Here is an 11,819-nt window from a genome sequence, read left to right as displayed (position 1 = left end):
GTTCAAGGGTCAACCACCGGTAACCAACAACTCGGTAAACATTCGATGTGACCTGGGTAACAGCAGGTCACATCGACCAGCGCCACCCCGTCGTCGAGTGGGTCGTCTGTCCACAGATCCACAAGTTCAGCACCCGGCATCGCGAGGGTGTGCTGGAATGGTCGTCGTGGGGAGGACACAATCGGTTCGACATCGTCGAGGCCTTCGTCGGTCGCGCCGACGTGTCGTGGCCGGCATCTGCGGCGCTCTCGCGGTGATCGGCGCGCTCTGCACAGCGCCGGCGTCGGCGACCTCGCCGCCCGGACCCACCATGCCGGTGGAGTTCGACCTCGCGCGCTATCAACCCGTGAATCCCGCGCAGTTCCGTCCACTCGCCTACGTCGACAACGGCCGCGCATTCCTCCGCGCCGGCCCATGGCTGTGCCAGATAGGGCCGGGCTACCGCTACGTCGGCTGTCAGGGCCACCCGGCGACCGCCCCGCCCGCCGTGAGTGGTGCGGCCATCTCCGGCGACCAGGAGGGGCCGTGGTGGGTGCCGGCGACGTCCACCTACCGGTTCGGCGCACCCTCGGGGTTCGTGCCTCCGACGCTGGCGGTGGGCACGCGTGTGACGATCTACGGGGTCACCTGCACGGCACCACGCCCGGACACCGTCGCCTGCCGAACCGGCTCGCGCGCACTGATCTTCACCCCGGCGTGGCACAAGTTCTACTTCCCCAGTGGGGACACCGCGCACAGCCACAACCCGGCTCCGCGCTACCTGCCGGCGCGCCTGCAGTACTGGAATCAGCTCCCCGCCCAGCCGGCGATCCCGAACTGATCAACCTCAGGTGATCGACCGCATCTGGTTGGCGAAGTCGAAGATCCATGCGCGCGACCGATTCCGGACGGGACGTGGTTGCGGGTGGGTCGCGGCGTCGGCGGCCCGGACGGCTCTCTCCTGCCGACGAAGCGCGGTGGCCTCACGCCGCTCGGCCTTCCGTCGTCCCTGCTCACGGGCGGCGATGAGGCGACGCGCCTGATAGTCGTCATAGTCGATCGAGGGCTGGACGAAGAAGGCGATGACGAAGGCGAGTGCTCCGAGTATCACGAGGGCGATGATCATGGCGACGTCTCCTGGTGTGAACGGTGTCTGTTGTTCACGAGTCCGTGGACGTTGCGCTCCTTTGCGGTCTATCCGGCCCCCCGGATCTGTTGAACTCGTAGTGATGAAACTACGAGCGCGCCGGCGCCGCGTAATGCGTAGTCGACTACCCCAATCCGGTCGACGGTGCGCGCACGTTCGACGGGACGTCTACGCACGTGACGTGGCCGTACCGATACCAAAGGGCCGGTCGGACAACATGTCCGACCGGCCCTCCGGTGTGTATTCGCTTGTGCCGCTGAGGATCAGCCCGCGACGACAGCCAGTTCGACGGTCGCCTGCACGTCGGGGTGCAGGTTCACGACGACCGGGTAGCTACCGGTGGCCTTGATGTGGCCCTTCGGCAGCTCGACGGTCCGCTTGTCGACGGCCGGTCCACCGGCCGAGCGGATCGCACCGGCGACATCGGCGGCGGTCACCGAACCGAACAGCTTGCCCGAGTCGTGGGTCTTCACACCCAGCGAGACATCGGCGAGGGCCTCGAGGGCCTGCTTCAGCTCGTTGGCGTGCTCGAGTCCACGGACCTCGCGGGCAGCCTGCACGCGACGGATGTCCTCGACCTGCTTCTCGGCGCCACGGGTGGCCTTGATGGCCAGGCCGCGGGGCAGCAGGTAGTTGCGGCCGTAGCCGTCCTTCACCTCAACGGTGTCGCCGGCTTCACCGAGGTTCTCCACGGCGGCGGTCAGGATGAGTTTCATGTCAGTCCCTTCCCGCTCAGCGTCCGGTCGAGGTGAAGGGCAGCAGGGCCACCTCACGCGAGTTCTTCACAGCCACAGCGACATCGCGCTGGTGCTGCACGCAGTTGCCGGTCACGCGACGCGAACGGATCTTGCCGCGGTCGGACAGGAAACGACGCAGGAGCGCGGTGTCCTTGTAGTCGATGACAGCCTTCTTGTCCTTGCAGAAGCTGCACGCCTTGGTCTTGGTGACCTTCTCGACGCGCGGCTTCCGCGTGCTCTTTGCTTTAGCCATTGGTACTCCAGTGTGTTTCTAGAAAGGTGGTTCGTCGTCCCCGCCACCGAACGACCCGCTCGCGGGCGCACTGCCCCACGGATCATCGGCGACCTGCTGGCTTCCGCCTCCACCGCCGCCGCTGCGGCTTCCGCCGCCGCCGCCCGAGGAGAAGCCTCCACCGCCGCCTCGCGAGGCCCTGTTGACCTTCGCGGTTGCGTACTTCAGCGAGGGACCGATCTCATCGACCTCGAGTTCCACCACCGTGCGCTTCTCACCCTCACGGGTCTCGAAGGACCGCTGCTTGAGGCGACCTTGCACGACGACCCGGGTTCCCTTGGACAGGCTCTCGGTCACGTTCTCCGCGGCGTCACGCCAGATGTTGCAGCGGAGGAACAGCGCTTCGCCGTCCTTCCACTCGTTCGTCTGACGATCGAAGGTCCGCGGCGTGGAGGCCACCGTGAAGTTGGCCACCGCGGCTCCCGACGGCGTGAACCGGAGTTCCGGATCGGCGGTCAGGTTGCCTACAACGGTGATGACCGTGTCGCCTGCCATGTGTCTCCCCTTGGGTCGTGGTTGGGCACTCGTTGATCGACGTGTACCAGGTCGTTGGGTTCAACCCTAGAGCCCGGCACCGACTGCTTTGGTGTCGATCGAGGAACTGTGGATTACTTCCGCAGGACCTTGGTGCGCAGCACCGACTCGTTCAGCTTCAGCTGGCGGTCGAGCTCCGTGACCGTCTTGGGCTCTGCGTTGAGGTCGATGACCGCGTAGATGCCTTCGTTGTGCTTGGAGATCTCGTAAGCGAGACGGCGCTTGCCCCAGATATCGACACCATCCACCTTGCCGCCATCCGTGCGGACAACATTGAGGAAAGTATCCAGTGAGGGTGCGACGGTGCGCTCGTCCAGATTCGGATCGAGAATGACCATCAATTCGTAGTGACGCATAAGACCACATCACCTCCTATGGGCTAGGTCGGCCACGGACTGTCCGTGGCAGGAGGGTCGCCTGCGTCGGCAACCGCTCCAAGATACACGACAAACCCCTGACCAGCGAAATCGGCCGAAGAGACCCACCGAACCCACCCACCCGGCGTGCCCGGCACGGGGTTCGGCCGGCGATCACCGATTCGAACGATCGCGCCCTGAGCACTTAACCTATGCGCATGTCCGACGCCCCATCAGCTGCATCCGACCGGGCGTCGCGCCTCTCCACCGCGGTCGCCGGCCGCGGCCGGATGACCCTGATCCTGCTGGTGTCGCTGCTCACGACCTGCCTGACGATGCTGTGGAGCTACCAGGCGAAGGTCAAGTGCGGCGGCCCTCCGTTCCTCGCCGAGGGCCGCAGTTCGCACTGGCCGGTCGGCGACCCGAATGCCGTGATCCCCTGCTACTCGGACCTGATGTACCTGTGGATCGGACGTGACATCAACAATCACGTCTTCCCGTACATCAACGGGGGCATCACCCCGGACGGGAAGTTGTTCGGCGGTGTCGTCGAGTACCCGGTGCTGTCCGGGGTGTTCATGTGGCTCGGCGCGATCGGCGCCCACACCGACACCGAGTTCTTCCAACATTCGGTGTGGCTGCTCGTCCCGTTCGGGCTGGCGATCACGGTGATGCTGGCGTTGATGACGCGCTGGTGGGTGCTGCTGTGGGCGGCCACCCCGCCGCTGGTGCTCTATGCCTTCCACAACTGGGAGCTGCCCGTGGTGGCGACCGCGGTGGGTGCGGTCGCGGTGATGGCGTGGGGTTCGACCATCAGTCCCGCCACCGGCGACCGGCGACTCTCGGTGCGCACCGCCGCCATCCTCGCGGCGATCCTGTTGGCGATCGGGTTCTGCCTGAAGCTCTATCCCGGCTTCTTCGTGTTACCGCTGGCGATCTACGTGCTCACCTATGGCACGGCACCAGGCCCGAACGGCGAGCCGCCACTGCGACGCGCCCTCGACTGGGTCGGCGCGATCTGGGTCGCCGCCGCGGCCGCGTTGACCGTCATCGCCATCCAGCTGCCGTTCATCGTGCTCGGTTTCGACGGCTGGAAGGCGGCGCTGTCGTTCCAGGGGAAACGCAAGTCCGACGTCGACACCAACTCGATCTGGTATTGGGGGCTGCGTCACCTCACCGGCGGTCAGAACGACACCTACAACACGTTGGTCGGTGTGCTCTCGCCGCTGCTCATCGTCGCGGCGTTCGCGGTGTCGATCTACCTCGGCTGGCGGGTCTATCAGCGTGACGGCATCTATCCGTGGATCGGGGTGTCGGCGTCGATGCTGTCCGGGTTCATGGTGTTCCACAAGGTGCATTCGCCGCAGTACACGCTGTGGATTCTGCCGTTCTTCGTGCTGCTGCAGATCCGGTGGCCGGTCATCGTCGGCTATCTGGTCGCCGACTTCATCCTCGATACGACGATCTTCCGGCTGTTCGGCATCTACACCTCCGGGTCGCCGATGAAGTGGTGGGTCATCACCGGGGTCAACGTCGGCGTGTGGGTGCATGCGGTGCTGCTCGCCTACCTGATCGTCGCATTCGTACGGGCACCTCTGCGGGAGCCGCTGGCGTCGTTCGGTGGTCGACCACGGCCCACCGAGCCCGATCTGATCTCCGCCGGCTCATGAGCGACTGGCTCGGCGGCGGGCCGCTGTCGATGGGACGGGTCACGTTGCGGCCGTTCACCGTCGACGATGCCGAAGCCCTGGCCGCGGTGATCGAGGACCCGGCCCGGTTCCGCTGGATCCCGGCAGTGCCGACCGACATCGCATCAAGCCGGGCCTGGATCGAAGCGGCGCTGGCCGACCCGGCACGACGTGTCGCCTTCGCCGTCATCGACAACGACGACGGCCACCTGATCGGATCCACCAGCTACTACGACATCGATCCCGCAAACCGCACCGCAGCAATCGGTTACACCTTCTACGCGGAGTCCGCGCACGGCACGACGATCAACCCGACGTCGAAGTTCCTGCTGATGCGCCACGCCTTCGAGGACTGCGGTGCCGTCCGACTGGTCTGGCACACCCACGAGAACAACGCCCAGTCCCGAGCCGCGATCGTCAAACTCGGCGCCACGTTCGAGGGTTTGCTCCGCAAACATCGACGGTTCGGCGACGGCTGGCGCACCACCGCGCAGTACGCAATGGTCGACGACGACTGGCCGACCGCGAAAGAGCGCTTGCTGGAGCGGATTTCGCAGTTCGATTGACGGATCGACTCCTCACCTGCTGAGATCCACCCGCCAGCGGGTGGGTGACGGCGGATCGCCGACGGAGGGCCGCTGGAGGGCGGCTTTCAGCAGCGGCAAGCAGGCAGACGATGTCTGTGTCTCAAGGCTTTTCGGTGTGGTCGGGATGGCCGTGAGTGCGCCGACGTTCCTTCATCCGCGCCTCGTGCAGATGGCGCACACCGTCGACGAGATCGTTCCGAATCCGCTCCTCCATGGCGCGCAACGGCCCCCAGTAGGTGTCGTCGAACTCCTCGACGACCTGGAACGTCCATCGACCGTTGATCACGTTGCGGCCCACCATCTCCGTCGCCAGCAGGTCGGCAGCCTCGACATCCCCGTTGGCACGCAACGCGTCCACGGCCTCACCGAGGACCATGTCGGCATGCCCGATCAGCTGGTGAAAGCTGTACAGATGACCGCGCGCACGTTCGACGTACTCCAGGGCCTCCGAGAGTTGGCCCACCGCATCGGAGGTGGCGTCTGAGATGTGCTCGGCTCGATCCGACATTGCCGTGGCCCTTTCCGGATGGACTCGTCGACGACTCAGAACTCTCCGGCGACGATGACCCGCGTGCGGCCGGTGACCCCGCCGGAGAGGATCGTCTTGATGGACTTCGGCAGTTCGGTCACGGCAACATCGGAGGTGACGTCGTCGAGGTGCCGCGGCTTCAGGTCGGCGCCGAGCCGTGCCCAGAGGGTGCGGCGTTTGTCGATCGGGAGTTGCACGGAGTCGATGCCCGCGAGGGTGACGCCACGAAGAATGAACGGGTGCACCGTCGTCGGCAGGTCGGCGCTGCCGGCCAGGCCGGAGGCCGCCACCACACCGCCGTACTGCAGGGTGCTCAACGCGTAGGCCAGGGTGGGCCCGCCGACGCAGTCGACGACCGCGGCCCACCGTGTCTTGCCGAGGGCGCGGACCTTCTCCCCTTCCTCGGGTAGCCGGCCGATGACCTCGGATGCGCCGAGGGTGCGCAGCAGGTCGGCGGCTTCGGACTTGCCGGTGGAGGCGATGACCTCGAAGCCCGCGGCAGCCAGTAAGTCGACGCTGACACTGCCCACCCCGCCGGTGGCTCCGGTGACCAGGACCGGGCCGTCGGACGGCCGGATGCCGTGGTCGATGAGCGCCTCGACGCTCATCCCCGCGGTGAAGCCGGCGGTGCCGATGGCCGCGGCCTCCTTCGTGGAGAGCCCGGACAGCTTCACCACCATGTCGGCAGGTAGTCGCGCGGTGTCGGCGTAACCGCCGTGGCGACCGGTGCCGATGTCATAGCCGTGGGCCACCACCACGTCGCCGGCCGTGAACTCCTGGGAGGTGCTCGATCGGACCGTGCCGGCCAGGTCGATGCCGGGGATCAGCGGATACGACCGCGCGACCCCGCCCTTCGGGGTCACCGCGAGTGCGTCCTTGAAGTTCACGCCCGAATATTCGACCGCGATCTCGACGTCACCCTCGGGCAGGAAACTCTTGTCGACCGCCTCATGGATGAGGTCGATGTTGCCGTCGTCGTCCTGATGCGCCACGAGCGCTTGTACGTCACCCATGTATCGCACCCTACTGAAGTCGTTCGGGCGGTGGGTCCGCTGTGGCGACGACGGTGGATTCACGAATATCGATCAGTCGGCGCAGGAACCGCTCCTCGTCGAGCCCCTTGCGCCGCATCCACGCCGTCACCTCGGTGTTGCACTTGCTGGCGTTGCACGAGCGGCAGGCCGGCACGATGTTCAACTCGGTGTATCGACCGCCGATCGACAGTGGTTGGACGCAGTCGCGCTGCAGCACCGTGTCGGTGCGCTCACAGTAGGCACACCCACCCCATGCCGCCTTGATGTCTGCCCATTGAACGGGGCTCAAGTCGTTGTCGGCGAGGCGCATTCGACGTTGTCGACGTCGTCCCGCCCGTGCCCGCCTCGAACCGCCCCGTGCCACGCATCGATCGTAGACGGATGGTGGTCGTCAGTCGGTGAGGCGCGATGGCGTCCAGGGCACGATGTGGATAGAGCCGCGAAGCCCAGAGCGCTGCCAAACCACCCGGTCCCTGAGGAGCCCGCGAACGGAGTGAGCGTGCGTCACGAAGCGCCCGCGCGCCTCGCCCACCGATCCCGGGAAGCCGCCACACCCCCGGTCCCTGAGGAGGCCCGGAGCGCTAGCGAAGGGACGTCACGAAGGGCCGGCCCTTCGTGACGCTCGCAAGCTCGCTCCTCAGGGACCGGTTGTAGAAATGTCGGGATCTGAACACCAAGACTTCTTCAAACCAGAGGACCCGGAGGGTTCTGTCGGCGCGAACCCGGGTTCTCTCGGCGCGATCTTGGGTTCTCTCGGCGCGATCTTGGGTTCCGTCGGCGGAAATCAGGGTTCTGTCGGCGCGACGGGAGGCGCGATCGGCATCGGTGTCCTGTCCCGACGCAGGGTGAACCGATCCGGCGCTCCGTCGAGTACCCCGCCGGCCGGGTCGTCGAGCAATTCGTCGGGCCGCGAGCGCGATCCGCGACGAACCGGGTCGTCTTCCGGATGCCAGATCTGCCACAGCACCACCGCGCACAAGGCGAGCACCATCAGCGCGCGCAGGATGATTGCGGCGGTGAACCACTGCTCGGGCAGCCAACGTCGATCCTGGTCCAGATACAGCGACATCCGCGGCACCCACACCAGTGCGTCGACGACCATCCACGCCAACACCAGTCGTGTCTGCGGGATCGCGAGGACGGCCAGCGGGACCAGCCACAGCGAGTACTGCGGACTCCACACCTTGTTCACCAGCAGGAACCCGGCGACCATCAGGAACGCCAACTGCGCCAGACGCGGTCGCTGCGGTGCGCTCAGACCGACGACACCGATGCCCACCGCGACGAGGATCAACAGCCCGAGCGACACGGCGTTCAACGCGCTGATGTTCCAACTGAATCCGGCTGCGTCACTGATGATCCGGTAGAGGCTGTCGCTCTCGGCCGCCCGATCCGAGTTGTAGCGGAAGAACTCCCACCAGCCCTGCGGATAGGTGATCAGGATCGGCAGGTTCACCAGCACCCAGACGGCCAGCGCTGCGGCCGCGGCCTGGACGAACTCGCGAATCCGTCCGGAACGCAGACACAGGATCAGCAGCACGACCAGCAACAACACCGGATAGAGCTTCGCCGCGGTCCCGAGACCGATGAACACGCCTGCGAGCCAGGGTTTCCGCCGCGCCCACGACAGGATGGCCAGTGCCACCATCGCGGTGGCGATGGCATCGAAGTTGGTGAAGGCGTGCACGATGACCAGCGGCGAGAGCGCGGCCAACCACGTCGCCCAGATCCGCGCCCCGGCGCTGAGCGCGGTGGCCCAGATCGTCAGCAGCCAGAAGAGGGCGAGACCCAGTGCGACGAGGTCGAAGAACAGCACCACGTCGAGGGCCCCCGGCACGCCCCATTTCTCGTGGGCAGACTCCCATGCCCGCGCCGCCGACGCGACGCCGTACATGTACATGCCGGTGATGACCGGGTACTCCATGTACCGCTTGACCTGCTGCCCGTCGGGGCCGGCCTCGTACCAATAGGTCCGATACGGGAACGCGCCCTCGTTGAGCCGTTCGGCCCCGAACAGCCCGATCACGTCCGAGTAGCACAGATTCGTGTACTGCCGCTGATCGTCCCAATCCAGGCGCAGCGATGTGCCGGACGGACTGTTCGCGTCCGCGGGCGCCTGCTGCAGGCAGCCCGCCTTGCCGAACCAGCTCAGCGCCAACGTACACAGAGCGAGGAGGAACAGCACGCGGATCGGTGTCCACAAGCGGCTACGCCCGATGGCGGCGTGCCGTCCCACCGGACCGCCCACCACGGTGGAGGCCTCCGCCACCACCGGGTCGCTGCGACTGGGCAGTACCCGGCTGGTGTCGATCCGGCGGTCTGCCGCGAGCGCATCTGCCGCATCCCAGGTTCCGGGATAGTCGGGATCGGAGTCGACGATCAGATCACCGTCGACGCCATCCCGCTTGTCTGGTTCCTCCGAGTGCTCCGCTGCCACGGTGTCGGCTCAGTTGAGCGGGGGTGGCTCCGGGATGTCGCCGCCGGTGCCGGTGTCACCGCCACCGGTGTCGCCGCCCGTGTCTCCCCCGGTTGCGCCGTTGCCGTTGCCGGCACCGTTGCCATTGCCGTTTCCGTTGCCGTTGCCGCCACCGGAATTGCCGTTACCGGAATTGCCGCCGCCGTTTCCGTTCTCGGCGTTACCGGGAAGCGGGATCGTCACGCCGGGTGCGATGGTGATGTTCCCGTCGCCGCTGTCGCCGGGGAGGCGACGACTGGGGCCTTGGTCGCGCTCGGTCGTCGCCGGCGAATCGTAGGTGGTCGGCGGCGGCTCGTAGGGCACACCAGCCTGGCCGCCGACAGCCTCCGGTTCCGGGAACTGCTGGATGGGCTTGCCCTCGAGCGCACCGTTCATCGCGGCCTGCCAGATGTCGGAGGGCAGCATGCTGCCGTAGATCGACGATCCGCTGTAGTTGGTGATCGCCGTCCCGTCGTCAGTGCCGACCCAGACGGCGGTGGACAGTTGCGGCGTGTAGCCGACCATCCAGGCGTCCTTGTTCTGGCCGGTGTCGCCGAGCTGCGCGGTCCCGGTCTTGGCCGCCGATGGCCGCGAGCCCAGGTTCGGGTCGGACAGCGAATGCCCGTTGGAGTAGGCCGCGATCGGTTCCAGAGCGGAGGTCACGTTGTCGGCGACCTTGGCCGGAAAGACCCGGTCCCCCGGGTTGGCCTGCCGGTCGAACAGCACCTGGCCGTCCGAGGTCTCGACCTTCTGGACGAAGTACGGATCGTGATGCACACCCGAGGCGGCAAGCGTCGCATACGACGAGGCCATGTCGAGCACGCGTGACGGGTACTGGCCCAGGACCACACCGCCCTCGACACCACCGTCCTTGTTCTGCAAGGTGTGCTGGATGTCGCCGAAGCTCTCCGCGACACCGGCCTTGTGCGCGGCCTCGGCGACGGCCTTGGCCTGTCCGTCGAGGTCCATCATCAGCCGGTAGTACACGGTGTTCAGCGACATCTTCATCGCGGTTGCCAGGTTGCACGATCCGCAGCTCTCGCCGTCGGAGTTCTCCACGGTCAGTCCGCCGGGCGCGTCGTAGGGCGCCGAGCTGTAGACCTTCGACAGCGGCATGTCCTGCTCGAGCGCCGCGACCAGCGCGAACACCTTGAACGACGACCCCGTCTGCAGACCGGCCTGGGCGTAGTCCCAGCCGTTGGCGTCGTTGCCACCGAAGTAGCCCTTCACGCCGCCGGTGCGGGGATCGATGGAGACCGCGGAGGTGCGCAGCTTCTTGGGCTCGCCCTCGAGCTTGCCGTTGGCCGCCTGCACCACCGACCTCTGCACCTGCGGGTCGATCGTGGTGGTGATCTTGAGGCCCTCGGTCCGCACCTGTTGTTCGGAGATGTTGAGGCTACCGAGCTCGGCGAGCACCTGGCGCTTGATCAGCCCGTTCGCGCCTGGGGTGTCCTCGGACTGCGACCGGGACGCCGGCACCTTGGGGTACTTCATCGCCGCACGCTCGGTCGGGCTGAGCGCGCCGGTCGACACCATGCCGTCGAGAACATAGTTCCAGCGCGCCTCGGCGGCCTCCGGATTGATCTCGGGGTCGTAGTACGAGGGTGAGCGGATCGCGGCTGCCAGCACGGCGGCCTCGGGTGTCGTGATCTTGCTGATGTCCTTGCGGAAGTAGGCCTGCGATGCCGCCGACACCCCATAGGCGCCGCGCCCGAAGTAGATGGTGTTGAGGTAGGCGGCCATGATGTCGTCCTTGGACCACTCGTTCGACATCTTGGTCGCGATCGCGAGTTCCTTGAACTTGCGCTCGTAGCTGTGCTCGTCGCCGACCAGGGCGTTCTTCACGTACTGCTGGGTGATGGTGGAACCGCCACCGGCCTCACCGCCGTTGCCGGTGACCTGTCCGATCGCCGCACGTGAGAGTCCGCGGATCGAGAAGCCGCTGTTGCTGCGGAACTCGCGGTCCTCGGCGGCGATGACGGCATCCTGCATCGACTTGGGGATGTCGGAGATCTTGACGTCGGTCCGGTTGCCCTCGGGCGGCACCACGCGGGCGAGGGTCTTGCCGTTCGAGTAGGTGATGGTCGCGACCTGGTTCTGCTTGATGTCACCGGGCGCCGGCACCGATGCGCCGACGTAGGTGAGCATGAAGGCAAGGATGCCGACCAGCGCGATGACCGGCACCGCGGCACCGATGATGCCGAGGCCCCAGGCCAGCCACTTCTGCCGCTTTCGCGTCGTGTCGTCGGCCGACGGCCGCGATGAACGTCCTGCGCCGTTGCCGGGGGACGACGTGCCACGCGTGCTCATCGTCCCACCATCCTTTCCCTGCGCACGACCATGTCAGCGCTACTCACAATCCGTCTCCGTCGTTCAGCTCGTTACCCCACTGTGACCTACTGAGGGGTGTCCGGGCAAAGTCTCCGCACTCGTGCACCGCGGGCGGGGACCGCCATCAGTACCGATGCACACCTCCGTGCG

Annotated in this window: 14 protein-coding genes; 4 read left to right on the top strand and 10 right to left on the bottom strand. The window is 66.6% G+C overall.

The window, feature by feature from the left end:
* The first annotated feature begins 47 nt into the window (after nt 1-47).
* On the top strand, nt 48-257 hold the full coding sequence (locus ACVT6V_RS05635) for a hypothetical protein (protein ID WP_489901082.1): 210 nt from the start codon (nt 48-50) through the stop codon (nt 255-257).
* Nucleotides 158-820, top strand: coding sequence for a hypothetical protein (locus ACVT6V_RS05630; protein WP_489898825.1), 663 nt, complete (start codon nt 158-160; stop codon nt 818-820). Before ACVT6V_RS05635 ends, ACVT6V_RS05630 begins: the two co-directional genes overlap by 100 nt.
* Before the next feature lie 6 nt (nt 821-826).
* Here ACVT6V_RS05630 and ACVT6V_RS05625 read toward each other — a convergent pair whose 3' ends face one another.
* The 5 genes from ACVT6V_RS05625 to rpsF form a co-directional block, all read right to left on the bottom strand.
* A complete protein-coding gene (locus ACVT6V_RS05625; RefSeq protein ID WP_489898824.1) occupies nt 827-1,105 on the bottom strand; it encodes a hypothetical protein in 279 nt (92 codons plus the stop codon).
* A 284-nt stretch (nt 1,106-1,389) separates the two neighbouring features.
* Nucleotides 1,390-1,842 carry a 50S ribosomal protein L9 gene (gene rplI, locus ACVT6V_RS05620; RefSeq protein ID WP_489898823.1) on the bottom strand — a complete coding sequence of 151 codons (453 nt, stop codon included), beginning with the start codon at nt 1,840-1,842 and terminating at the stop codon, nt 1,390-1,392.
* Nucleotides 1,843-1,858: 16 nt separating this feature from the next.
* The gene (rpsR, locus tag ACVT6V_RS05615; protein WP_124709165.1) at nt 1,859-2,116 is read right to left on the bottom strand and encodes a 30S ribosomal protein S18; all 258 of its coding nucleotides are present in this window, start codon (nt 2,114-2,116) and stop codon (nt 1,859-1,861) included.
* A gap of 18 nt (nt 2,117-2,134) precedes the next feature.
* Nucleotides 2,135-2,650: a single-stranded DNA-binding protein gene (locus ACVT6V_RS05610; protein ID WP_489898822.1), complete on the bottom strand. Its 516-nt coding sequence runs from the start codon at nt 2,648-2,650 to the stop codon at nt 2,135-2,137.
* A gap of 113 nt (nt 2,651-2,763) precedes the next feature.
* Nucleotides 2,764-3,045 carry a 30S ribosomal protein S6 gene (gene rpsF, locus ACVT6V_RS05605; protein ID WP_489898821.1) on the bottom strand — a complete coding sequence of 94 codons (282 nt, stop codon included), beginning with the start codon at nt 3,043-3,045 and terminating at the stop codon, nt 2,764-2,766.
* Between the two features lie 218 nt (nt 3,046-3,263).
* Here rpsF and ACVT6V_RS05600 point away from each other — a divergent pair, with 218 nt between their 5' ends.
* Nucleotides 3,264-4,715 carry a hypothetical protein gene (locus ACVT6V_RS05600; protein WP_489898820.1) on the top strand — a complete coding sequence of 484 codons (1,452 nt, stop codon included), beginning with the start codon at nt 3,264-3,266 and terminating at the stop codon, nt 4,713-4,715.
* Complete coding sequence (locus ACVT6V_RS05595; RefSeq protein ID WP_489898819.1) at nt 4,712-5,299, top strand: GNAT family N-acetyltransferase; 588 nt, start codon at nt 4,712-4,714, stop codon at nt 5,297-5,299. The genes ACVT6V_RS05600 and ACVT6V_RS05595 overlap by 4 nt, the downstream gene beginning before the upstream one ends.
* A 121-nt stretch (nt 5,300-5,420) precedes the next feature.
* Here ACVT6V_RS05595 and ACVT6V_RS05590 read toward each other — a convergent pair whose 3' ends face one another.
* From ACVT6V_RS05590 to ACVT6V_RS05570, 5 genes are all read right to left on the bottom strand, one after another.
* Nucleotides 5,421-5,828, bottom strand: coding sequence for a hypothetical protein (locus tag ACVT6V_RS05590; protein ID WP_489898818.1), 408 nt, complete (start codon nt 5,826-5,828; stop codon nt 5,421-5,423).
* Between the two features lie 35 nt (nt 5,829-5,863).
* Entirely contained in the window at nt 5,864-6,862 is a 999-nt protein-coding gene (locus tag ACVT6V_RS05585) for an acrylyl-CoA reductase family protein (protein ID WP_489898817.1), read from the bottom strand.
* 10 nt (nt 6,863-6,872) lie between these two features.
* A complete protein-coding gene (locus ACVT6V_RS05580; RefSeq protein WP_489898816.1) occupies nt 6,873-7,193 on the bottom strand; it encodes an HNH endonuclease in 321 nt (106 codons plus the stop codon).
* 474 nt (nt 7,194-7,667) lie between these two features.
* Nucleotides 7,668-9,266 (bottom strand): glycosyltransferase family 87 protein, encoded by a 1,599-nt coding sequence (locus tag ACVT6V_RS05575; protein WP_489900713.1) that lies wholly within the window; start codon nt 9,264-9,266, stop codon nt 7,668-7,670.
* 63 nt (nt 9,267-9,329) lie between these two features.
* Nucleotides 9,330-11,648, bottom strand: coding sequence for a transglycosylase domain-containing protein (locus tag ACVT6V_RS05570; protein ID WP_489898815.1), 2,319 nt, complete (start codon nt 11,646-11,648; stop codon nt 9,330-9,332).
* Nucleotides 11,649-11,819 lie beyond the last annotated feature (171 nt).

Source organism: Gordonia sp. LMA167 (assembly GCF_058130025.1).
Note: the sequence above shows the minus strand (reverse complement) of the source record. Positions and strands in the feature narration are given on the sequence as shown.

Excerpts from the sequence above, each read along its gene's own strand:
- ACVT6V_RS05630 (WP_489898825.1), top strand. The coding sequence starts at position 158 with ATGGTCGTCGTGGGGAGGACACAATCGGTTCGACATCGTCGAGGCCTT.
- ACVT6V_RS05625 (WP_489898824.1), bottom strand. The coding sequence starts at position 1,105 with ATGATCATCGCCCTCGTGATACTCGGAGCACTCGCCTTCGTCATCGCC.
- rplI (WP_489898823.1), bottom strand. The coding sequence starts at position 1,842 with ATGAAACTCATCCTGACCGCCGCCGTGGAGAACCTCGGTGAAGCCGGC.
- rpsR (WP_124709165.1), bottom strand. The coding sequence starts at position 2,116 with ATGGCTAAAGCAAAGAGCACGCGGAAGCCGCGCGTCGAGAAGGTCACC.
- ACVT6V_RS05610 (WP_489898822.1), bottom strand. The coding sequence starts at position 2,650 with ATGGCAGGCGACACGGTCATCACCGTTGTAGGCAACCTGACCGCCGAT.
- rpsF (WP_489898821.1), bottom strand. The coding sequence starts at position 3,045 with ATGCGTCACTACGAATTGATGGTCATTCTCGATCCGAATCTGGACGAG.
- ACVT6V_RS05600 (WP_489898820.1), top strand. The coding sequence starts at position 3,264 with ATGTCCGACGCCCCATCAGCTGCATCCGACCGGGCGTCGCGCCTCTCC.
- ACVT6V_RS05595 (WP_489898819.1), top strand. The coding sequence starts at position 4,712 with ATGAGCGACTGGCTCGGCGGCGGGCCGCTGTCGATGGGACGGGTCACG.
- ACVT6V_RS05590 (WP_489898818.1), bottom strand. The coding sequence starts at position 5,828 with ATGTCGGATCGAGCCGAGCACATCTCAGACGCCACCTCCGATGCGGTG.
- ACVT6V_RS05585 (WP_489898817.1), bottom strand. The coding sequence starts at position 6,862 with ATGGGTGACGTACAAGCGCTCGTGGCGCATCAGGACGACGACGGCAAC.
- ACVT6V_RS05580 (WP_489898816.1), bottom strand. The coding sequence starts at position 7,193 with ATGCGCCTCGCCGACAACGACTTGAGCCCCGTTCAATGGGCAGACATC.
- ACVT6V_RS05570 (WP_489898815.1), bottom strand. The coding sequence starts at position 11,648 with ATGAGCACGCGTGGCACGTCGTCCCCCGGCAACGGCGCAGGACGTTCA.